Annotated in this window: 21 protein-coding genes; 15 read left to right on the top strand and 6 right to left on the bottom strand. The window is 70.2% G+C overall.

Annotated elements, in window-relative coordinates:
- Positions 1–13: 13 nt before the first annotated feature.
- The gene (locus FHT37_RS21115) at positions 14–868 is read left to right on the top strand and encodes a hypothetical protein (protein WP_183484289.1); all 855 of its coding nucleotides are present in this window, start codon (positions 14–16) and stop codon (positions 866–868) included.
- Positions 869–886: 18 nt separating this feature from the next.
- Here the strand turns inward: FHT37_RS21115 and FHT37_RS21110 are convergent, their stop codons facing one another.
- Entirely contained in the window at positions 887–1306 is a 420-nt protein-coding gene (locus FHT37_RS21110; protein ID WP_183484286.1) for a rhodanese-like domain-containing protein, read from the bottom strand.
- A gap of 100 nt (positions 1307–1406) precedes the next feature.
- Here FHT37_RS21110 and ftrA point away from each other — a divergent pair, with 100 nt between their 5' ends.
- Entirely contained in the window at positions 1407–2480 is a 1074-nt protein-coding gene (gene ftrA, locus FHT37_RS21105) for a transcriptional regulator FtrA (protein ID WP_183484283.1), read from the top strand.
- 62 nt (positions 2481–2542) lie between these two features.
- On the opposite strand, the gene FHT37_RS21100 is transcribed toward ftrA, so the two are convergent.
- On the bottom strand, positions 2543–3604 hold the full coding sequence (locus FHT37_RS21100; RefSeq protein WP_183484281.1) for a beta-propeller fold lactonase family protein: 1062 nt from the start codon (positions 3602–3604) through the stop codon (positions 2543–2545).
- Between the two features lie 91 nt (positions 3605–3695).
- On the opposite strand from FHT37_RS21100, the gene FHT37_RS21095 reads away from it, so the two are divergent.
- Positions 3696–4877, top strand: coding sequence for a GGDEF domain-containing protein (locus FHT37_RS21095; RefSeq protein ID WP_183484278.1), 1182 nt, complete (start codon positions 3696–3698; stop codon positions 4875–4877).
- Between the two features lie 151 nt (positions 4878–5028).
- Positions 5029–5661: a GNAT family N-acetyltransferase gene (locus FHT37_RS21090; RefSeq protein ID WP_183484275.1), complete on the top strand. Its 633-nt coding sequence runs from the start codon at positions 5029–5031 to the stop codon at positions 5659–5661.
- Positions 5662–5707: 46 nt separating this feature from the next.
- Here the strand turns inward: FHT37_RS21090 and FHT37_RS21085 are convergent, their stop codons facing one another.
- Positions 5708–6529, bottom strand: a complete 822-nt coding sequence (locus FHT37_RS21085; protein WP_183484272.1) for a TetR/AcrR family transcriptional regulator — start codon at positions 6527–6529, stop codon at positions 5708–5710.
- A 91-nt stretch (positions 6530–6620) separates the two neighbouring features.
- Between FHT37_RS21085 and FHT37_RS21080 the strand changes: the two genes are divergently transcribed.
- The gene (locus FHT37_RS21080) at positions 6621–7130 is read left to right on the top strand and encodes a GNAT family N-acetyltransferase (RefSeq protein WP_183484269.1); all 510 of its coding nucleotides are present in this window, start codon (positions 6621–6623) and stop codon (positions 7128–7130) included.
- A complete protein-coding gene (locus FHT37_RS21075) occupies positions 7121–7630 on the top strand; it encodes a GNAT family N-acetyltransferase (protein WP_183484267.1) in 510 nt (169 codons plus the stop codon). The genes FHT37_RS21080 and FHT37_RS21075 overlap by 10 nt, the downstream gene beginning before the upstream one ends.
- An 18-nt stretch (positions 7631–7648) precedes the next feature.
- Here the strand turns inward: FHT37_RS21075 and FHT37_RS21070 are convergent, their stop codons facing one another.
- Positions 7649–8818, bottom strand: coding sequence for a PQQ-dependent sugar dehydrogenase (locus tag FHT37_RS21070; protein ID WP_183484265.1), 1170 nt, complete (start codon positions 8816–8818; stop codon positions 7649–7651).
- 284 nt (positions 8819–9102) lie between these two features.
- Between FHT37_RS21070 and fusA the strand changes: the two genes are divergently transcribed.
- The 6 genes from fusA (at position 9103) to FHT37_RS21040 (ending at position 14527) form a co-directional block, all read left to right on the top strand.
- A complete protein-coding gene (gene fusA / locus FHT37_RS21065; RefSeq protein ID WP_183484262.1) occupies positions 9103–11232 on the top strand; it encodes an elongation factor G in 2130 nt (709 codons plus the stop codon).
- Between the two features lie 104 nt (positions 11233–11336).
- Positions 11337–11936 carry a hypothetical protein gene (locus FHT37_RS21060; protein WP_183484259.1) on the top strand — a complete coding sequence of 200 codons (600 nt, stop codon included), beginning with the start codon at positions 11337–11339 and terminating at the stop codon, positions 11934–11936.
- 340 nt (positions 11937–12276) lie between these two features.
- Entirely contained in the window at positions 12277–12462 is a 186-nt protein-coding gene (locus tag FHT37_RS21055) for a hypothetical protein (RefSeq protein WP_141225176.1), read from the top strand.
- 66 nt (positions 12463–12528) lie between these two features.
- Positions 12529–12780, top strand: a complete 252-nt coding sequence (locus FHT37_RS21050) for a hypothetical protein (protein WP_183484256.1) — start codon at positions 12529–12531, stop codon at positions 12778–12780.
- A gap of 210 nt (positions 12781–12990) precedes the next feature.
- Positions 12991–13803, top strand: coding sequence for an HDOD domain-containing protein (locus tag FHT37_RS21045; RefSeq protein WP_254783146.1), 813 nt, complete (start codon positions 12991–12993; stop codon positions 13801–13803).
- Between the two features lie 112 nt (positions 13804–13915).
- Positions 13916–14527 carry a methyltransferase domain-containing protein gene (locus FHT37_RS21040; RefSeq protein ID WP_091719721.1) on the top strand — a complete coding sequence of 204 codons (612 nt, stop codon included), beginning with the start codon at positions 13916–13918 and terminating at the stop codon, positions 14525–14527.
- A gap of 15 nt (positions 14528–14542) precedes the next feature.
- Here the strand turns inward: FHT37_RS21040 and FHT37_RS21035 are convergent, their stop codons facing one another.
- The gene (locus tag FHT37_RS21035) at positions 14543–15025 is read right to left on the bottom strand and encodes an Lrp/AsnC family transcriptional regulator (protein WP_091724875.1); all 483 of its coding nucleotides are present in this window, start codon (positions 15023–15025) and stop codon (positions 14543–14545) included.
- A 137-nt stretch (positions 15026–15162) separates the two neighbouring features.
- Here FHT37_RS21035 and hppD point away from each other — a divergent pair, with 137 nt between their 5' ends.
- Positions 15163–16287: a 4-hydroxyphenylpyruvate dioxygenase gene (hppD, locus tag FHT37_RS21030; RefSeq protein WP_091719716.1), complete on the top strand. Its 1125-nt coding sequence runs from the start codon at positions 15163–15165 to the stop codon at positions 16285–16287.
- A 57-nt stretch (positions 16288–16344) separates the two neighbouring features.
- Here the strand turns inward: hppD and FHT37_RS21025 are convergent, their stop codons facing one another.
- Entirely contained in the window at positions 16345–17292 is a 948-nt protein-coding gene (locus FHT37_RS21025; protein ID WP_183484253.1) for a triacylglycerol lipase, read from the bottom strand.
- Between the two features lie 226 nt (positions 17293–17518).
- On the opposite strand from FHT37_RS21025, the gene FHT37_RS21020 reads away from it, so the two are divergent.
- Positions 17519–19249 (top strand): long-chain-fatty-acid--CoA ligase, encoded by a 1731-nt coding sequence (locus FHT37_RS21020; protein ID WP_091719710.1) that lies wholly within the window; start codon positions 17519–17521, stop codon positions 19247–19249.
- A complete protein-coding gene (locus FHT37_RS21015; RefSeq protein ID WP_183484250.1) occupies positions 19249–20220 on the top strand; it encodes an MBL fold metallo-hydrolase in 972 nt (323 codons plus the stop codon). The genes FHT37_RS21020 and FHT37_RS21015 overlap by 1 nt, the downstream gene beginning before the upstream one ends.
- Positions 20221–20352: the final 132 nt, after the last annotated feature.

Raw genomic sequence — 20352 nt, 5'->3', positions numbered from 1 at the left:
GCGGCGGTCCTCCATGCCCGTCATCACCGTCTTCACGCCCGACGAGGTCGAACACCCGGACAGACCGGCGCCGCTGTCCGACTTCAACCGGCAGTTCATCGCCCAGGGCGACTCCTGGTTCTCGATGGGCGGGCTGCCGCTGCAGTCCTCCAACCTGTTCGACGGCATGTCGACACGGACCGCCGCCTGCGCGGTCAATTTCGCCTCGCCCGGCGCCGTGCTGAGGCGCATGACGGATACGGTCCGGGAACGCCGCTTCCTGCGCCACCTCAATGGCCCGCTGTCCCGCCGCTGGAGCGCGCTGCTGCTGTCCGGCGGCGGCAACGACCTGATCGAGGCGGCCGCGGTCGACCCGACGCAGCCGGCAGCGCTGCGCCTCCTCGCCACACAGGCGGAGTGGGGCTCAGGCGTCGCGGAAGACCGCTATCTCTCCGACGCGGGCTGGCAGACCTTCAGCGTTCACCTGGATGCGGTCATGCGGCAACTGCTGCGAGAGCGCGACCGGGGCCTCAACCGCGGCATCCCGGTGGTGCTGCACACCTACGACCTGGCCGTACCGCGTCCGAGCGGCGCGGGCTTCGGCCGCGGCCCCTGGCTGCAGCCCTCGCTCGTGAAGTACGGCATCCCGCCGGACGCATGGGCCGCCGTGAGCGCGTTGATGCTGCGTCGGCTGAAGGCCTTGCTGTTCCAGATCGCGGCGACCACGCCCGATGGATCGGTGCACGTCGTCGACACGCAGGGCACCTTGACGCCAGCACGCGTGACCGACACCGGCGCGACCGCCGACTGGCTCAACGAGATCCATCCGACGAGCGCCGGCTACCGCAAGCTCAGCGCGCACTGGGCGCCGGTGCTGGACCGGCTCTGACGCCCGCCGAGCATCGCGTCAGGACGCGGCGACGACCGGCGACAGCGCGCGTTCGACCTCGAAGCCCTCGTCGATCCAGCCGGTCAGGCCGCCGATCATCAGCTTCACCGGCCGGCCGAGCCGGGCCAGCCGCACCGCGCCGCGATGCGCGCCGTTGCAATGCGGGCCGGCGCAGTAGACGACGAACAGCGTGTCCTTCGGATACGCCGCCATCTTGCCTTCGGTGATCTTGCCGTGCGGCAGGCTCAGCGCACCGGGCAGGTGGCCGCGCTGGTAGAGCTCGTGGCTGCGCACGTCGAGCAGCACGAAGTCCTGGACGCCGCGGGAGAACGCGTCGTGGACGTCCCAGCAGTCGGTCTCGAAGGCGAAGGCCTGCTCGAAGTGGGCGAGCGCCTGGGCGCTGGGCGCGGCGGGAATGGCGGAGACATGCGAGCTCATCGGGGGTTCCTTGCTGGGTGGGGATCGATGGCAGCCAGTGTCGCCAAGCGTGGTGTCATGCACGAGTGGCCGGAATGCCGCGTATCGGTAACATCGCGCCATGCCACGCGCCCGTCATGAATCCAGCCCCTCTCCCCGCAAGGGCAGCACCGCCGACGCGAGGCCCGTCGCCGCCCGCGCCAACGCCGCCAGGTCGAGCCGATCGGCCCAGGCGGCCGCCTCGACCCAGGCGCCGCTGGTCGCGATCCTCGCCTACGACCGGCTCTGCATGTTCGAGTTCGGCTGCGCCGTGGAGCTGTTCGCGCTGGACCGGCCCGAGCTCGGCGTGGCCTGGTACCGCCACGCGATCTGCGCGGCCGAGCCCGGCCCGCTGCGCGGCACCGGCGGCGTGCGCGTCGAGGCGCCCCACACGCTGGCGATGCTGCGGCGCGCCGACATCGTCGTCATCCCCGGCTGGCGCGATGCCGCCGAGCGGCCGCCCGAGCCGCTGCTGAAGGCGGTGCGCGCCGCCCATGCGCGCGGCGCGCGGCTGTGCACGATCTGCTCCGGCGTCTTCGTGCTCGCGCACGCGGGGCTGCTCGATGGCCGGCGCGCGACCACCCACTGGCGTTATGCCGAGCGCCTCGCCCGCGAGTTCCCCCGCATCGAGGTCGATCCCGGCGCGCTCTACGTCGACGAGGGCCAGGTGATCACCTCGGCCGGCTCGGCCGCCGGGCTGGACATGCTGATGCACCTGGTGCGGCGCGACCACGGCGCACGCATCGCCAACGCGGTGGCGCAGCGGCTGGTGATGTCGCCGCATCGCGAGGGCGGCCAGGCGCAGTTCGTGCCCAGGCCGATGCCCAGCGACGAATCCAGCCCCATCGCCGTGCTGCAGGACTGGTTGCGCGCGCATCCGCGCGAGGCCCACACGGTCGCGTCGATGGCCGATCGCGCCGCGATGAGCGCGCGCACCCTGCAGCGCCGATTCAAGGCGGCCACCGGCCTGGCACCGCTCGAATGGCTGACGCGCGAGCGCGTCGCCATCGCGAAGGAGCTGCTCGAGACCCGCGAGTCGCTGGACGTGGAGGCGGTGGCCGATCTCTCGGGGCTGGGCTCGCCGGAGTCGATGCGGCGGCACTTCCGCTTGCTGGGACTGCCCGCGCCTTCGCGCTACCGGCGGCAGTTCGGCTGATCAGGTCGCGCGATGGGCGATCGCGGCGTCGTCGCGTCGCCGCTGCCCTGCCTGTCCGTCGCTCAGCGGAACACCACGCAGGCCGCGCCCGGCATGGCGATGAAGCGGCCGTCGAAGCGCGGCAGCGCCTCGCCGTCGAGCCGGAACACGCAGAGCTGATGACTGCGCTGCAGGCTGACCCAGAGCTCGTGGCCGTCCGGGCTCAGCGTCGCACTGCGCGGGTAGCTGCCCTGGGCCCAGACTTCGCCGCGCCAGGACGGGCGGCCGTCCGCATCCACGTCGAAGACGGCGATGGCGTCATGCAGCCGGTTCAGCGCGAAGAGCCGGCGGCCGTCGGGCGTGACGAGCAGGTCCGACGCGTAGCTCAGCCCTTCGAAACCCGCCGGCAGGCTGCTGAGCCGCAGCCGGTGCGTGAGCCGGCCGGCCTCGTCCAGGCCCAGCCAGTCGAGCGCATTCGCGGCCTCGTTGAGCAGGTAGAGCTGCCCCGCATCCCTCGGGTGGAAGACGACGTGGCGCGGGCCGCTGCCCGGCGGCAGCGACAGGCCCTCCAGTTCGATCGGCATCTCCCCGCCTTCATCGACGCGCCACACGCGCAGCAGGTCCTGGCCCAGGTCGGTGGTCAGCATCAGCGGCCAGCGCGGATGCCGGCGCACCATGTGCGCATGCGGCTCGGCGCCGGGCCGGGGAGCGATCGACCGATCGGGCGCACGCAGCGCACCGTCGCTTTCCACCACCGCGCGCCGCACGCTGCCATCGCCGTAATGCGCGATCCATGCCTCGCGCGCGCGGCCGGCGTTGTCGTCGAAGGCGAGATGCACCGGTAGCGTGCCGCCCGTCGCGACGCGCGACATCAGCGTGAGCGCCCCGTCGTCGGGATCGACCGCGAAGCTCGCGAGCTCGTGACTGTCCTCGAGCAGCGCGTGCAGCCGCCGTCCGTCCTCGGCCAGATGGAGCCAGGTCGGGCTGCCTTCGAGCGGTGCCGCAAGCCGCGCCCGCACGCGGCCACCGCTCTCCCCCACCAGCGCGTGAACGCCGCCGCAGTGCGGTCCATATCCGCCGGCGAAGGCGAACGGCACGCCCGGCCGGCGAGCTTGGGCGGACGGGAGGGTGGTCGTCAGGCTCATGGGGCCGCGACTTTACGTGCGCGGCCGCATCGGGGCCACAATCGCCGGTCATGACCAGCTCACGCCCGCCTCGCCGGCGGGTGCCGCGCGTATGCGTTTCGACGTCCCGACGCTGTTCAGCCTGATGCTGATCCAGTCCCTGGCGCTGGCGCTGCTGCTGCCCTTGCTGCTGGGCTGGTGCGACAGCATCGCCGCCCGTCGCGCGCAACTCGGCGCCGCCGCCCAGGCCGCCGGCTGGGCCCTGCTGCTGCTGCCGCCCGAAGGCTCGCGCCTGGCCGCGACCGCAGCGCTGGGCCTGCTCAGCGCCAGCGTGACGCTGCTGTGGATGGCCGCTGACCGCTGGCTGCCCGGGCGGCTCGGCCGCTTCTTCCAGTACGGCATGCCGGTGCTGGTCATGGTCGGCTACGGCGCCGGCTGGGACAACTACGCGCTGCGCCTGGCCTGGTCCAACGGCTGCATCGGCCTGCAGATGCTGGCGTTCTGCGTCAGCCTGATGCAGCCGGTCAAGCGCGGCCCCGTCGGCCACCTGCGCTGGCGCCTGCTGTTCACCGTCAGCCTGGGCCTGCTGGCGCTGCTCAACCTGGCCCGCGCCTACCTGGCCGGCTTCGACACCGGCAACCTGCCGCGCTTCGACGCGCCGCATCCGCTCAACATGGCCTTCGCCGTCGTGGCCAACGTCTGCGTGCTGGCCGCCGCGATCGCGATCCTGGTGGCCTGGCGCGGCGAAAGCGAGGTCGAGCTGCGCCGCCTCTCCCAGGTCGACGCCGCCACCGGGCTGGCCAACCGGCGCGCGTTCCAGCAGCGCTCGGTGGACATGATCTCGATGGCGCGTCGCTACAGCGAGCCGCTGATGCTGCTGGTCATGGACCTGGACGGCTGCAAGGCGATCAACGCCACCCACGGCGAGCTCAAGGGCGACCAGGCGATCGCGCTGTTCGCCCGCTGCCTGGACGAGCAGAAGCGCCTGGGCGACGTCGTCGCGCGCATCGATGGCCAGCGCTTCGCGGTGATGATGGCGCGCTCGGACCTGGTCGGGCCACCGGCGCTCGACCGCCGCGTCCGCGAAGCGCTGCTGGCGCTGGCGCCGCGCGAGCTCGGTTTCACGCTCGGTTATTCGGCCGGCTGGGCCAAGCTGCGCAACGGCGACCGCAACATCGAGGACCTGCTGCACCGCGCCGAGGCCGCGCTGTATGCCGCCAAGCGCCAGGGCAAGGGCCGCCTGTGCGCCGAGCCGGGGCTCGAGGCGGAACTCAGCGTGGCGGTGCCCGCCTGAGCCTGAGCCTGAGCCGGCGCCGCGCGGCAATCGCCCGCGCGATGCAGCCTCGCGCGGAGCTGGCATGACGTTTGCGTCAGGGTTTTCCAGGTCCCGGCCGCGATTCACGAGATCGGTCGGGCAGCCGCAGTCCCACCTGGAGTTCCCGCCCATGCACGTCGCCCTCAGCCCCACGGCCGTCCACCCCCGAGCCGCGCGCGCCCTCCATCCACAGGCCAGCGATACCGCCGCCTTGCCACGACTGGAGCGCGCGCCGATCGAGATCCTCAAGCTGTCGTCCCGCGACCTGCAATGGCTGCCCGCCCTGACCCACCTGCTGATCGACAACGTCCATCTCGGCGCGACGCTGGGCTTCCTGGCGCCGCTGTCGCGCTACCAGGCGCTGGACTACTGGCATGGCGTCTTCGCGCGACTGGGCCAGCACCACATGCTGTGGATCGCCTGCGAGTCCGAAGGTCCCGGCCGGCTGCTGGGCGCGGTCCAGCTCTCGCTGTGCCCGCTGGCGAATGCGCACCACCGCGGGGAGGTCCAGCGGCTGATGGTGCATAGCGAGGAACGCAGCCGCGGCGTGGCGGGCCAGCTGATGGCGCGCCTGGAATGCGCGGCGGCGACGCAGGGGCGCTTTCTGCTGCAGCTCGAGACCTGCGCCGATTCGCAGGCCGAGGCGGTCTTCGCGCACCTCGGCTGGCAACGCGCCGGCCAGATCCCGGACCACTGCCATGGCGCCGAAGGCCAGCTGCAGACCGCGGTGCTGTACTACAAGCGCCTGCCGCACCTGGTCTGAGCCCGCGCCCGGTCCGAGCCCGCGCCTGGACGACGGTCGGCGCGCCTCACCCGGCGCCGACCAGCCCGGCCAGCAGCGCCTCCACCCGCTTCGCCCGCGAGACCGCGCCGCCGAGCGCCAGCCCGTCCTGCTCCAGCATCACTAGCCCGTGCAGGCCCGACCACAGCGCGGCGGCGCGCGCGGCGGGCAAGGCGGCCGGCGCGATCAACGCGTCCAGGCCCGTGATCAGCGCCTCACGCAACGCGACCGGCGTGTCGAGCATCAGCAGCCGGTAGTCGTGCGGATGCTGCAGACCCCAGGAGACGAAGGCCCGCGCCACCGCGGCCGCCTCGCCGCCGGGCGCCGCGCCGTCGACCGCGCCCTGCAGCCGCGTCAGGACCGCCTGCAGGCTGTCCTGCGCGAGCCGCGCGAGCAGCTCGCCCTTGTCATGGAAGAAGCTGTAGAGCGTCGCGTGCGAGTACCCGACCGCCGCGCCCACCTCGCGCAGCGTCAGCGCCTCGGCGCCGCGCTCGGCGAACAGCTCCCGCGCGGCGGCCAGGATGCCGGCTTCCAGCGCCTGCTTGTGCGCCGCGCGACGCTGCTGCGACGCTGTCGGCGGCAGCCCCGCCTCGTCTGACGGTGCCAGCGCGTTCGCGCCCTCGGCGCCTGCATCGCTCATCGCCTTGCGCTGGGCCTGCCGCTTGAGCGGCCCTTCCGGCTTGGCCACCTTCTGCCGCACGCGCGGTTGCGGCTTGGCGGCCGGACGCGCGTCGGCCGCGCCCGCCGGGCCGGCCTGCACGACGCCCGCGGTGGGGTGCAGGCCCTTCGGACCGCTCGGGCGCGGATCCGGCAGGGGCGCCCGCCCGCCGCTTGTCGATTTACTGACCATTGGTTAGGATTTGATCGTTGGTTCAAACGAAGCCTGAACAATGCCACAAACGCCTGCGATTGGCCAATCTGCCGTACCTTGCATCGCCGTGATGTTGGAAGCGGTGTCGGTCGACCACCCCGACGCGGTGCTGCTGATGCACCAGCTCAACCAACGGTTGGCATCGCTCAGCGGCGATTCCGGCGCGAGCCGCTTCGACGCCGCCTCGATGCCCAAGGGGCGCTCGGTGTTCCTGGTGGCTCGCGGCGACGGCGGCGCGCTGCTCGGCTGCGGCGCGGTCCGGCCGCTCGCGCAGGCCGGTGAGGCGCCGGTGGCGGAACTCAAGCGGATGTTCGCGCGCGACGGCACGCGCGGCGTCGGCGCCGCGTTGCTGGCGGCGCTGGAGCGCGAGGCGCTCGCCATGGGCTACCGCGCGCTGTGGCTGGAGACGCGCCGCGTCAACGAACGCGCGCTGCGCTTCTACCGGCGCCACGGCTATTCCGAGATCCCCCGCTATGGCGCCTACGTCGATCGCCCCGACGCGGTGTGCCTGGGCAAGCCCCTGCGCGCCGCCGTGGCGACCGCCTCCTCCCCGCTCCACCAGGAATCCCCATGGAACTGATCGACCTCCGCGGCACCGACCGCGACTGGATGCCCGCGCTCGGCGAGCTGTTCTTCGACGTCATCGACGGCGGCGGCTCGCTCGGCTTCCTCGAGGACATCGACGAGGCGCAGATGCGCGAGTACTGGGAAGGCGTCTTCGACCAGCTCGGCCCGCGACACCGCCTGTGGGTCTGCCGCGACGGCGACCGGGCGCTCGGCACGGTGCAGCTGTCGATCTGCAGCAAGCCCAACGGGCGCCATCGCGCCGAGGTGCAGAAGCTGATGGTGCATCGCGACGCACGCCGGCGGGGCGTGGCGGCGCAGTTGATGGCCGCGCTGGAGCGCGTCGCGCGGGACGAGGGCCTGCGGCTGCTGGTGCTGGACACCGAGGTCGACTCGCCGGCCGAGACCTTCTATCGCGCGCAGGGCTTCCAGCGCGCCGGCGAGATCCCGGACTTCGCCACCAGCCCTCAGGGCGAGCTGCGCGGCACCGCGCTCTACTGGAAGCGCCTGCCCTGACGCGATGCGCGTCAGCGGTCAGCGCGACAGCCGCATCAGCTTGCCGCCGTCGGTGACGATGAGCAGCGCGCCGTCGCGCGCCTGGATCAAATCGCGGAAGCGCTCGCCCAGGTCGCCGAACATCTTTTCCTTGGCCGTGACGGTCTCGCCGTTGATCGCGATGCGCCACAGCGCCGTGCCCGCCAGCGATCCCGAGATCAGCTGCCCGCGCCATTCCGGGAACATGCTGCCGGTGTAGAACACCAGGCCCGCCGGCGCGACCGAGATCGGCGTCCAGGTCGTCAGCGGTTCGACGTAGGTGGGGGCGTGCGTGCCGCCGCCGATGCGGCAGGCATCACCCACCGGCGAGCCGTACGGGCAGCCGTAGCTCTTGACCGGCCAGCCGTAGTTCTTGCCGGCGCGCGCGATGTTGAGCTCGTCGCCGCCCTGCGGGCCGTGCTCGGTGATCCACAGCTCGCCGGTCTGCGGATGCAGCACCGCGCCCTGGATGTTGCGATGGCCGTAGCTCCAGATGCCGGGCCGCGCGCCGCCGGCGAAGCTCGGGTTGTCCGACGGAATGCCGCCATCGCGGTTCACGCGGATCACCTTGCCCAGCGTCTGCTGCAGGTCCTGCGACGGGCTGCCCTTCATGCGCTCGCCGGTGGTGATGTAGAGCGTCTTGTCGCGCGCGAAGACCAGGCGCGAGCCGTAATGCCCGCTGCCGTCGACCTTGGGCGCCTGCCGGAAGATCACCTGCACGCCGGTCAGCGCGTCGCCCTCGAGCCGGCCCCGCGCCACGGTCGTGCCGGCCTTGCCGGCTTCGCTGCCGCTGCCCGCCTCCGCGTAGGCGAAGTAGACCCAGTTGCTGCCCGCGGTCCCGAAGTCCGGATCGATCGCGATGCCCAGCAGGCCGCCCTGGCCGCTGTCCAGCACCGGGGGCAGGCCGGAGAGCGTGGCCTCCGTCCGGCCGGTCGCGGACAGCCGCACGATCGCGCCGCCCTTCTGCGTCACCAGCAGCCGGCCGTCCGGCAGTTGCGCCAGGCCCCAGGGGCGGTCCAGTCCGTTGTTGAGCGTCTGCAGCGTCGGCGCCGCGGCACCGCCGCCGGGCTGCGACGGCACGGCGGTGTCTTCACCGCCACTGCCGCCACCGCCGCAGGCCACCGCCGCCGCGGCGACGGCCAAGGTCGACATCCATTCCGCCACGCTCATGTCCGCTCTCCTGATCCGGGTGAAAGGCCGCGGCCCCGGCAGCCGCGTCACGATGCCGTGAAGTCCGGGAGTCTAGGCGTCCCGCGCGTCGGTGCGACCGGGCGCGCGCATCGGCCCCGCCGTCGTCGATGCCCCGTGCGCGCGGGGCAATCGGCGTGCACGCCGCCGCGCCCGGCGACCCGCGGCCCGGATGGCCCTGGCCTTGTGCGGGCCCGGCGCTTCCTCTACGCTGGCCGCAATCCGGCTCCAGACCCACGTCCAACTCTTCCCGAGAGGAGCGAGCCATGTGCCCCAGTCCCACCTCTGACTTGGAAGGCGCCCCCGCCGGCAGCCCAGGCAGCGCCGCGGTGCCCCAGCATCCCGGCATCGCGGCGATCCGCACCCTGGCGCTGGCCGGCCCGGCCGGCGCCGGCAAGACCTCGCTGGCCGAGGCCCTGCTGCTGAAGGCCGGCGCGATCAAGAGCGCCGGCAGCATCGAGAAAGGCAGCACCGTCAGCGACCACGACCCGCTGGAGAAACGGATGCAGCACTCGCTGCAGGCGGCCCAGATGCACCTGCTGCACAACGGCCTGCGCGTCCACCTGCTCGACACCCCGGGCGCGCCCGACTTCATCGGCCAGGCGCTGCCCGCGCTGGAGGCGGTCGAGTCGGTGGCGATCGTCGTCAACGCGCAGAACGGCCTGGAGCTGATGGTCAAGCGGATGATGGAGGCCGCCGCCGGCCGCGGGCTCACGCGGCTCATCGTCGTCAACAGGATCGACGCGCCCGGCGTCGATGCGCAGGCGCTGCTGGGCCAGTTGCAGGAGGCCTTCGGGCGCGAATGCCTGCCGCTGAACCTGCCGGCCGCGGGCGGCACGCGCGTCCAGGACTGCTTCTTCGGCTGCAGCGGCGACAGCGACTTCGGCTCCGTCGAGGCCGCCCACCGGGCGCTGGTGGAGCAGGTGGTGGAGGTCGATCCGGACTTCGTCGACCGCTACCTCAATGACGGCGACGTGCCGGCGACCGAGCTCCACGCGCCGCTGGAGCAGGCCTTCCGCGAGGGCCACCTGATCCCCGTGTGCTTCGTCTCCGCCCGCACGGGCGCCGGCGTGGCGGAGTTGCTCGACGTCATCGAGAAGCTGCTGCCCAACCCCTACGAGGCCAATCCACCGCAGTTCCTGCGCCGCGAGGGCGAGGAGGCCGAGCCGCTGGTCATCACCATGGATCCGGCCCGGCACGTGGTGGCGCACGTCTTCAAGATCCAGTCCGACCCCTACCTCGGCAAGCTGGCGATGCTGCGCGTCCATCAGGGCACGCTGCGCAGGAACGCGCAGCTTTACGTCGGGCATGCCCGCAAGGCGGTGCGGGTGGCGCATCTGTTCATGCTCCAGGGCAAGGAGCATGTGGAGATCGAGCAGGCGCTGCCCGGCGACCTGTGCGCGCTGGCCAAGCTCGAGGAGCTGCATTACGACGCGGTGCTGCACGACGCGCCGGAGGACGAGCACCTGCACCTGGCGCCAGTGGCGCTGCCGACGCCGGTGCATGGCATCGCGATCCGGCCCAGCCGCCATGGAGACGAACAGCGGCTGTGGGAGGTGCTGTCGCGCCTGGTCGAGGAGGACCCCTGCCTGCGCCTGGAACGCGGCGGCGACCAGGACGGCCTGGGCGCGCAGGGTGGCGAGACGCTGGTCTACGGGCTGGGGGAACTCCATCTGCGCGTGCTGCTGGAGCGGCTCAAGGAGATCTACAAGTTCGACGTCCAGACCCAGCCGCCGCGGATCGCCTACCGGGAAACGATCTCGGCCAAGGCCGAGGGGCATTACCGCCACAAGAAGCAGACTGGCGGCGCGGGTCAGTTCGGCGAGGTCTGGCTGCGTATCGAGCCGCTGGCGCGCGGCGCCGGCTTCGAGTTCCGCGACGAGGTCAAGGGCGGCACCATCCCCGGCCAGTTCATGCCGGCCGTCGAGAAGGGGGTGCGCCAGGCCCTCGCCCAGGGGGTGGTGGCCGGCTACCCGGTGGTGGACCTGCGCGTGACGGTCTTCGACGGGAAACACCATTCGGTGGACTCCAAGGAAATCGCCTTCATCACCGCCGGCAAGAAGGCGCTGATCGCCGCGGTGCGCGAGGCGCGCCCGGTGGTGCTGGAGCCGATCGTGCAGGTCGAAATCAGCGCCCCGGAACATGCCACCGGCGACATCACCGGCGACTTGGCGTCCCGGCGCGGCCAGGTGCTGGGCACCCGCGCCAGCGTGCCGGGGCAGATCGGCGTCGAGGGGCTGGCGCCGCTGGCGGAGCTCAGCGCCTACCAGAACCGCCTCAATGCGATGACCAGCGGGCAGGGGCGCTACACGATGGTGCTGTCCCATTACGAACCGGTGCCCCCCAACACGCAGGCCCAGTTGGCGGCGGGCTACCACCTGAAGGACGAGGAGTAATCCCCCATCCGCCGGGGATCGTCGGGACGCCGATCCCCTGTGACGCGGGGGCCGGTCGGAGGCGGTGGGCCAGGCGTTTGTGAACGAAGCTTTATCATTGCGGGATGTGTTCCGCCCCCCGCGATGTCGCGCAGATCCGCCTGGACAACGCGATGCGCTTGTTCGACGAGTTCGTCGCCGCGACGATCAAGCATCCCGATGCCGCCGCCCTGCGCGGCCTGGAGCGCCGCTTTGCCGAGCGCCTGCAGATCCAGCCTAGCTACTGGAGCCAGATCAAGAGCCGTTCGCGCCAGATCGGCGAGCGGCTGGCCCGCCAGTTCGAGCAGCTCAGCCACAAGCCCAACGGCTGGATGGACCAGGAACACGGGGCGCCGGGCACCGCCGCCGCAGGCTCGGGCGGTATCTCCCAGAGCAACGGGGCTTTATCAAGCGCGCACCGGCCGGCCGCAGCGGACAACTCCCCCAGCCTGCCGCAGGACGATGACGAGCGCTTCATCGTCGGCCTGGTGCTGACCTATTACCGCCGCCATCCGCAGCGGGCCCGCACCCGGCTGCTCGACCTGCTGGGCGAGGTGCTGACCCCGCCCGCTCCGAATACGCTGCCCGCGCCCGCACCGCGGGCAGCCGCGCCGGCGACCTCCGACGTCGACGACTGGCGCAAGCTGCAGCAGAGCATCGCGCCGCTGAAGCCGAAGAAGCGCTGAACTCGCGCCCGGCGGCGTCACGCCGGCAAGCCCCTCGACCTCCCTCGCCCCTTCCGTTCCGCCTTCTGTCCCGCCTGGTCCTCGGCCCTCGGCGTGCGTAGGTGTGCGCCTGCGCGCGTAACCGCTGCCGCCCCGCCGCCGAGGCGCTGGCTCCCGGCGCGGCGTCGTCCCGTCGCCGAGGGACAACGCCAGATAAAAACCGCTTGCGCTTGATAATCAGATGTTTATCATCTGCGCAACTTTGGAGCCCCCGCCGCAACGGCCGCGCAGTTGGCGCCCGTCCCGGGACCGAGGCGCTCCCTTTTCCCTTCCGTCCCGTCCGTCATCACAGGAGGCTGCCATGGCCCAGTTCATCACTCCCCGTCCGCGTCTCGCAATGACACCGCGCAAGCCGCGCAATCCCTTCGTGGCCCTGAGCCACGGCCGTTCAGCGGGCCGTCACGGCCCCACCGCCGGCGGTCGACGCCAGCAGGAACAGCAAGCCCTGAAGCGCGCGCTTCAGCGGCACGACGACTTCAGCCCTTGAACGGGCCGCCTCCGACGGATCGGGACGTCTTCCCGGTCCGGCGCAGGCCGCCCAGGGAGACAAGACATGCAAGAGATCACCTTGATGCCGGGCCGCATGCATGGCCTGGCCCGCCAGCAGACCCTGCGGGGCTGGCTGGCGATCCTGCTGCTGGGCGCCGGCGGGCGCCTGATCAGCTGGGCGTGGCAGGTCGCTCCGGCGCCCCGCCGCGATGAACCGGCCGCCGGGCTGGAGTTCCACGGCGACGCCGACGGCGCCGGCCGGCTCTACGTCGACGGCCAACTGCAGGGCACCCTCGCGGGTGTGCAACGGCTGTGATGCCGGTCTGGCTCGCGGTCGCCGTGGCCGCGGTGGGGATCAAGCTCGCGGGCGCCGAGCCGATATACGATGAACGATCACCGTGTACCGCCGCCCGCGCGGCGACCTCGCTTCATGACCCAGAGCGTTCCGCCCGCTGCCTCTGCCCCGTCCGGGAGCGGAGCGGGGAATCCGCCGGTTCCCCCGCCGTTCCAGCCTCTGACCCGGCCCTTGCCGGACCTGGCGGCGTGGACGGCGCACCTGCGCGGCATGGAGATCCCGGTGCTGGCCAGCACGGCCGAGCAGCTGGAGATCTGGCGTGCCAATGAGGACGCGGTCGACGCGCACCTGCTCGGCGAGATCCTGAGCAAGGATCCGCTGATGACGCTCAAGCTGCTGGCGCATGCCGCGTCGCAGCGCTCCAGCCGGCTGCTGACCGACACCGAGACGGTCACCGCCGCGCTGGTGCTGATGGGCATCACCCCCTTCTTCAAGGCCTTCGGCGCGCAGCCGACGGTCGAGCAGCGCCTGGCCTCGCGCCCGGACGCGCTGGCCGGCGTGCAGCGGGTGCTGCACCGCGCCGAGCGCGCCGCGCGCTTCGCGCTGGGCTTCGCGGCGCACCGCGCGGATCCCGATGCCGCGGTCATCCACAGCGCCGCGCTGCTGCACGATTTCTCCGAGATGCTGCTGTGGTGCGAGGCCCCCGACCTCGCGCTCGAGATCCAGCGCCGCCAGCAGGCCGATCCGGCGCTGCGCAGCGTCGCGGCGCAGCGCGCGGTGCTCAACATCGAGCTCGGCGACCTGGAACAGGCGCTGATGCGCAGCTGGCACCTGCCGGAGCTGCTCGCCCACATCGTCGACGACAAGAAGGCCAACGATCCGCAGGTCCGCAGCGTGACGCTGGCAGTGCGGCTGGCGCGGCATACCGCCCAGAGCTGGGAGAACCCCGCCGTGCCCGACGACCTGATCGAGATCGGCGCGCTGATGAACCTCTCGCCCGCCCACACGCTCAAGCTGGTCCACGAGGTCGACGGGGTGCTCTGAACCGCGGTGCGGCGGCGGATCGCCGCGACGCCATCGCATGGGCGCTGCATCGGCGCCGCATCGGCGTTACGCTGCGCGCTCCGACAGCATGCGACCGACGCGAGGAGACACCATGGCCGGCCCCGACCGCGAGTTCTGGCAACAACGCTTCGAGACCGGGCAGACCGGCTGGGACCGCGGCGCGCCGCATCCCCAGCTGGCCGCGTGGTTGGCGGACGGGCTGTTGCCCACCGGCGCCCGCATCGTCGTGCCGGGCTGTGGTCGCGGCCACGAGCTGTCGGTGCTGGCCCGCGCGGGATTGGACGTGATCGGGCTGGACTACACGCCGGCGGCGGTGGAAATCGCCCGGGCCGCGCTCAAGGAGGCCGGTGTGCCGGGGCGTGTCGAGCAGGCCGATGTGCTGGCCTGGCGGCCCGATCATCCGGTGGACCTGATCTACGAGCAGACCTGCCTCTGCGCGCTGCATCCCGACCAGTGGACCGGTTATGCCGAGCAGCTGCAGCGCTGGCTCAAACCCGGCGGCCGACTGCTCGCCCTGTTCATGCAGGCGCGCCGCGACGAGTCCGAGCACGGCCAGGTCATCGGCCCGCCCTACCACTGCGACATCAATGCGATGCGGGCGCTGTTCCCGCAGGCCTTGTGGAAATGGCCGGCGCCGCCCTACACGCAGCGCCCGCACGAGCGGGGCTGGTTCGAGCTCGCGGTGGTGCTGGAACGGCGCTGAGCGCCGCCGCTACCTTCAGACCGGCAGCGCCGTCGTGTCCTTCAGCCGGTCCAGCACGAAGCTGGTCTTGCAGTCCTGCACGCTCGGGTGGCGCAGCAGCGTGTCGCTGATGAAGCGGGCGTAATGGCTCATGTCCTCGACCAGCACCCGCAGCAGGTAGTCCATCTCCCCCGTCAGGGCGGCGCATTCCACCACTTCGGGCCAGGTCTGGACCGCCGCGCGGAACAGGTCCATCGGCGTGCGCTTGTGGCTTTCGGTGTGCTTCTCCAGGCGCACGTTGATGTAGGCCGTCAGGCCGAGGCCCACCCGCTCCGGGCTCACCAGCGCCACGTAGGCGGTGATCACGCCGCCTTCCTCGAGCCGCCTCACCCGCCGCAGCACCGCCGACGAGGACAGGTTCACCTGCGCCGCCAGCGCGTCGTAGGTCATGCGGCCGTCGGCTTGGAGGGCGTGGAGGATGCGTCGGTCGATCGCATCGAGCTCGATCTGCTTGTCCATCCCGTGATTCTTGCAGGATTCCTGCGCCATCCCTCTTTCGGGCGCCTTGGATCGCAAAAATCCTGCGCCCCCCTCCCCCTACAGTGACGCCATCGCATTCCTGACCAGATCCCCTTGACGGGGTAGCGGAGACAAGCATGGCATTCACCCCCTGGGACAACCCGATGGGCACCGACGGCTTCGAGTTCATCGAGTTCGCCGCGCCCGATCCCGCGGCGCTGGGCGCGCTGTTCACCTCGATGGGCTTCGTCGCCGTCGCCCGCCATCGCCACAAGGATGTGACGCTGTACCGCCAGGGCGACGTCAACTTCATCATCAACGCCGAGAAGGACGCCTTCGCCCAGCGCTTCGCGCGCCTGCATGGACCGTCGATCTGCGCGATCGCGTTCCGCGTCAAGGATGCGGCCTTCGCCTACCGCCGCGCGCTGGAGCTCGGCGCCTGGGGCTTCGACAACAAGGCCGGCCCGATGGAGCTGAACATCCCGGCGATCAAGGGCATCGGCGACTCGCTGATCTACTTCGTCGACCGCTGGCAAGGCAAGAACGGCGCGGCGCCCGGCGAGATTGGCAACATCAGCATCTACGACGTCGATTTCGTGCCGCTGCTCGATGCCGAGGGCAAGCCGGTGCAGTCCACGCCCAAGGGTCATGGCCTGACCTACATCGATCACCTGACCCACAACGTGTTCCGCGGACGGATGAAGGAATGGGCCGAGTTCTACGAGCGCCTGTTCAACTTCCGCGAGGTCCGCTACTTCGACATCGAGGGCAAGCTCACCGGCCTGAAGTCCAAGGCGATGACCAGCCCCTGCGGGAAGATCCGCATCCCGATCAACGAGAGCAGCGACGACAAGAGCCAGATCGCCGAATACCTGGACCTGTACCACGGCGAGGGCATCCAGCACGTGGCGCTGGGAACCGACGACATCTATCGCACCGTCGAAGGCATGAAGGGCACCGGCGTGGTCTTCCAGGACACGATCGACACCTACTACGACCTGGTGACCAAGCGCCTGCCCGAGCACAACGAGGACCTGGACGAACTGCGCCGCCTGCGCATCCTGATCGACGGCGCCGCGCACCAGGGCGCGCCGCACGAGCTGCTGCTGCAGATCTTCACCAAGGAAGTGATCGGCCCGATCTTCTTCGAGATCATCCAGCGCAAGGGCAACGAAGGCTTCGGCGAGGGCAACTTCAAGGCCCTGTTCGAAAGCATCGAACTCGACCAGATCCGCCGTGGCGTGCTCAAGGCGGACGCTTGATGGTCCGGGATGTCGGCCGGCCTCGCCGCGCTGACTTCCCACTGACGCGATCCTGATTCAACCCGCCCGGCTCACCCGCTGGGCGGTGTTCATTTGGGCCGGCTCATCGAGCAGGGCCAGCGCCCGCTCGAAGGCCTGCGGCTCGAACACGAGCTGCAGGTGGCCACGCGCCGGCAGGTGCAACACGCGAGCCCCGGGCAGCACCGCCGTCTCCGCCGGGAAGACGATCTGGTCGCAATGGCCGTAGAGGCAATCGAAATGGCTCGCGACCTGCGGCGGCTCCTGGCGCGCGAGCTCGTTCAGCCATTCCGAATCGCCGCGCATCTGGCGGGCGTTCTCGGTGGTGCCCAGCTTCGCCAGCAGCGTGCCGTGATGCGGCGTGCCCAGCGTCAGGATGCGATGGATACGGTCGAAGGGGTGGCCCTGGCTGCGCCACCAGGCGCGCGCGCTCAATCCCCCCATGCTGTGGGCAACGATGAGCGGCGCCAGGCCGGTCCGGTCATGGAGCGCGCGCATGGCGGCGTCGACCTGCGGCGCGTAGCGGTCGATCGAACCGAAGGCCGGCTCCTGGGTGAGCGCGATGAACGGCGTCCCGCGCGCCCGCAGGGCCTTCATCCATCCGTTCCACAGGCCGCGATTGCAGCTGTAGCCGTGCAGGAACACGACGCCGCGGCGGCCGCGCGCCTGCGCTGGCGGCGGCAGGAAGTCCGGCTCGCGATGTTCGGCCCAGGGCTGCTGCCAATTGAACACCCTCGTGACCACGACAACCTCGCGCCACCAGGCCTGTAGCAGGTCGCCCAGCGGCGCGGTCGGCAGCCCCGGCGCGGGCGGGACGAAGCGCAACACCAGGAAGTGGGGGAGCATCGCCAAGGGCGGCCCCGCCACGAAAAGCGCGAGCAGCGCCAGCCCTACCCAAGGCCCCCAGTGACTGCCGGCCCACAGGCTCAACAGCGGTCCAACGATCCAACGAAACAACGAGGTGAGGCGCTGCAGCCTGCCGTTCATCCGGGCTCCCGATCAAAACGACGAGTGTAGGCGCGGGCTGGACCAGGGCGTCGCTTCGGAAAACTCTGCGCATGGACATGCCTGGCCAAGGAATGGCGACCGGTTGTCCCTCACGTGACGAGGTGGCCTAGGGCATCCCCGCTACGACGCCTTCGCGCCAGCAGCCAGCATGGACAGTTCCTCAGGGGCGCGCCCCTCCGACACATCAAGAACGCGACGAGGAGACATGACTGCAACCACCGCACCGACCGCCGCGACGCTGGCGACCGCCCCACCGGCCGCGAAGCCCTGGCTGAAGAACTACCCACCGGGCGTCCCCGCGGAGATCCAGGTCGACGTCTATCCCTCGTTGGTGGCCCTGCTCGAGGAGGCATTCCGCAAGCATGCGCGCCGCGACGCGGCCGCCTGCATGGACCAGCGCCTGAGCTTCGCGCAGGTCGACGAGCTGTCCGCGGCGCTGGGCGCCTGGCTGCAGCAGCGCGGCCTGGTCCGCGGTGCGCGCGTGGCGATCATGATGCCCAACGTCCTGCAGTACATGGTGACCATCGCCGCCATCCTGCGGGCCGGCTTCGTCGTGGTGAACGTGAACCCGCTGTACACGCCGCGCGAGCTGGAACACCAGCTCAAGGACTCCGGCGCCGAAGCGATCATCGTGCTCGAGAACTTTGCCAAGACGCTCTCGGAGGTGATCGACCGCACGCAGGTGAAGCATGTGGTGTTGACCGGCCTGGGCGACATGCTGGGCTGGTGGCGTGGCCCGCTGATCAACTTCGCGGTCCGGCACGTGAAAAAGATGGTGCCGGAGTTCCGCCTTCCGCTGACCGGCGGGCGCAGCGTCTCCCGCTTCAATCAGGCGCTGGCGCAGGGCGCGGCCATGTCGCTGAAGCCGGTGCAGGTCGGCCCGGACGACCCCGCCTTCCTCCAATACACCGGCGGCACGACGGGCCTGTCAAAGGGCGCGACCCTGCTGCACCGGAACATCGTCGCCAACATCCTGCAGAGCGAAGCCTGGTTCGCGCCGATGCTGAACAAGCTCGGCGACAAGCCCCTGACCATCGTCTGCGCGCTACCGCTGTATCACATCTTCGCGCTCACGGCCTGCTACATGCTGGGCGCGCGGATGGGGATCATGAATCTGCTGATTCCGAATCCCCGCGACATTCCGGGGCTCATCGCGACGCTGCGCAATTACCGCGTGAACATGTTCCCCGCGGTCAATACCTTGTTCAATGCGCTGGCCAACGATCCCGCATTCGCCAAACTCGATTTCAGCGAGCTGGTGATCTCGAATGGCGGCGGCATGGCGGTGCAGCAGGCCACTGCGGAGAAATGGGCGCGCATTACCGGCTGCCCTGTCGTCGAGGGCTATGGGCTTTCCGAGACCTCTCCGGTGGCGACGGTGAATCGCCTCGACCTGGCCCAGTTCAATGGATCGATCGGCCTGCCTGTGCCCAACACCGAGATCGCAATCCGCGACGACAACGGCAAGGACCTGCCAATCGGCGAGCGCGGCGAGATCTGCATCCGAGGGCCGCAGGTCATGGCCGGCTATTGGAATCGTCCCGAAGAAACCGCGCAGGCGATTGGACCGGATGGATTCTTCAAGACCGGGGACATCGGCGTGATGGATGCGGAGGGATTCACCCGCATCGTCGATCGCAAGAAGGACATGATTCTGGTCAGCGGCTTCAACGTGTATCCCACCGAGATCGAACAGGTCGTGAACCTGCATCCCGGCGTGCTCGAGTGCGCGGCGATCGGCGTGCCGGATCAACACTCCGGCGAAGCGGTGAAGCTGTTCGTCATCAAGAAGGATCCGGCGCTCGCCGAGGAGGACCTCGCCGCCTATTGCCACAAGCAGTTGACGGGCTACAAGCGGCCGAAGTACATCGAATTCCGCGATGAGCTGCCCAAGACCAACGTCGGCAAGATCTTGCGACGCGAACTGCGGCAGTGATGGGCGCCTCGCGCGGTGACGGCCGCGGCGCTTGCTTGTTGCCGTCGGGTGTCACCGTCCTGGAGCGGGGTTGGCTCTCGTCCAACAACGTCGTGCTTCATGGCGCATCCCCGGAGGAGGGCGCAGTCCTTGTCGACACCGGCTACGCCAGCCACGCAGAGCAGACCCTCGCTTTACTCGATGCCAGCTTGCGGCCGGCTGAGTCGCTGCGCCTGATCGTCAATACGCATCTCCATTCCGACCATTGCGGAGGGAATGCGTTGATCGCGCAGCGGCATGGGTGTCCCATCCTCATTCCTCCGGGCGAGTACATCGCGATTTCGACTTGGGACGAGGCGGCGCTGAGCTACCGCTCGACCGGCCAGCGCTGCGATCGGTTCACGCCAGCGGGAAAGCTCACGCCCAGCCAAGTGCTTCGTCAAGGAGGGAGGGATTGGCATGTCCATGCCGCGCCGGGGCACGATCCGCATTCGGTGATCCTGTATGAACCATCCAGCGGGACGCTGCTGTCCGCAGATGCGCTGTGGGAACGGGGCTTCGGAATTGTCTTTCCGGAGCTTGATGGCGAAGATGCTTTCGAGGAAGTGGCTGCCACACTCGACGTCATCGAACGGTTGAAACCCGAAATCATCATTCCCGGTCACGGGGCGCCATTTACGGACATCGCCAAGGCCATCGGAATTGCACGCGAGCGCTTGGACTACTTTCGACGGGAACCTCATCGCCATGCGGTGCACGCGGCGAAGGCCCTCACTGCCTTTCATATGCTTGAGGTGGTTCACAGTACCCGCGACGCGTTGCTCGCCTGGCTGGTATCAACGCCCATCTTTGTGGGTACTTGGCGACGATTCTTTCCTGACCGGGACCTGCTCGATTGGTCCAATGAACTGGTGGACGAGTTGATCGCGGCAAAGATCCTCGGAACTTCGAGCACAAACGGCTCAGTGATGCTTCAAATCTCTAAGGCATGAGCGCCGAAAGCAGCGAGAAAATCTGCGACGCCCAAAAGCAAAACCCCTCGACTGTTTCCAATCGAGGGGTTTGCGGGATATTAGCCTGACAATGACCTACTTTCACACGGGAATCCGCACTATCATCGGCGC

The organism is Mitsuaria sp. BK037, from assembly GCF_014193045.1.
Taxonomy (GTDB): domain Bacteria; phylum Pseudomonadota; class Gammaproteobacteria; order Burkholderiales; family Burkholderiaceae_C; genus Roseateles.
This window is presented reverse-complemented; position numbering and strand designations above follow the sequence as displayed.

Excerpts from the sequence above, each read along its gene's own strand:
- FHT37_RS21055 (WP_141225176.1), top strand. The coding sequence starts at position 12,277 with ATGGCCCAGTTCATCACTCCCCGTCCGCGTCTCGCAATGACACCGCGC.
- FHT37_RS21080 (WP_183484269.1), top strand. The coding sequence starts at position 6,621 with ATGTTGGAAGCGGTGTCGGTCGACCACCCCGACGCGGTGCTGCTGATG.
- FHT37_RS21035 (WP_091724875.1), bottom strand. The coding sequence starts at position 15,025 with ATGGACAAGCAGATCGAGCTCGATGCGATCGACCGACGCATCCTCCAC.
- FHT37_RS21115 (WP_183484289.1), top strand. The coding sequence starts at position 14 with ATGCCCGTCATCACCGTCTTCACGCCCGACGAGGTCGAACACCCGGAC.
- FHT37_RS21110 (WP_183484286.1), bottom strand. The coding sequence starts at position 1,306 with ATGAGCTCGCATGTCTCCGCCATTCCCGCCGCGCCCAGCGCCCAGGCG.
- fusA (WP_183484262.1), top strand. The coding sequence starts at position 9,103 with ATGTGCCCCAGTCCCACCTCTGACTTGGAAGGCGCCCCCGCCGGCAGC.
- FHT37_RS21070 (WP_183484265.1), bottom strand. The coding sequence starts at position 8,818 with ATGAGCGTGGCGGAATGGATGTCGACCTTGGCCGTCGCCGCGGCGGCG.
- FHT37_RS21015 (WP_183484250.1), top strand. The coding sequence starts at position 19,249 with ATGGGCGCCTCGCGCGGTGACGGCCGCGGCGCTTGCTTGTTGCCGTCG.
- ftrA (WP_183484283.1), top strand. The coding sequence starts at position 1,407 with ATGCCACGCGCCCGTCATGAATCCAGCCCCTCTCCCCGCAAGGGCAGC.
- FHT37_RS21075 (WP_183484267.1), top strand. The coding sequence starts at position 7,121 with ATGGAACTGATCGACCTCCGCGGCACCGACCGCGACTGGATGCCCGCG.
- FHT37_RS21025 (WP_183484253.1), bottom strand. The coding sequence starts at position 17,292 with ATGAACGGCAGGCTGCAGCGCCTCACCTCGTTGTTTCGTTGGATCGTT.
- FHT37_RS21040 (WP_091719721.1), top strand. The coding sequence starts at position 13,916 with ATGGCCGGCCCCGACCGCGAGTTCTGGCAACAACGCTTCGAGACCGGG.
- FHT37_RS21100 (WP_183484281.1), bottom strand. The coding sequence starts at position 3,604 with ATGAGCCTGACGACCACCCTCCCGTCCGCCCAAGCTCGCCGGCCGGGC.
- FHT37_RS21090 (WP_183484275.1), top strand. The coding sequence starts at position 5,029 with ATGCACGTCGCCCTCAGCCCCACGGCCGTCCACCCCCGAGCCGCGCGC.
- hppD (WP_091719716.1), top strand. The coding sequence starts at position 15,163 with ATGGCATTCACCCCCTGGGACAACCCGATGGGCACCGACGGCTTCGAG.
- FHT37_RS21060 (WP_183484259.1), top strand. The coding sequence starts at position 11,337 with ATGTGTTCCGCCCCCCGCGATGTCGCGCAGATCCGCCTGGACAACGCG.
- FHT37_RS21085 (WP_183484272.1), bottom strand. The coding sequence starts at position 6,529 with ATGGTCAGTAAATCGACAAGCGGCGGGCGGGCGCCCCTGCCGGATCCG.
- FHT37_RS21095 (WP_183484278.1), top strand. The coding sequence starts at position 3,696 with ATGCGTTTCGACGTCCCGACGCTGTTCAGCCTGATGCTGATCCAGTCC.
- FHT37_RS21050 (WP_183484256.1), top strand. The coding sequence starts at position 12,529 with ATGCAAGAGATCACCTTGATGCCGGGCCGCATGCATGGCCTGGCCCGC.
- FHT37_RS21020 (WP_091719710.1), top strand. The coding sequence starts at position 17,519 with ATGACTGCAACCACCGCACCGACCGCCGCGACGCTGGCGACCGCCCCA.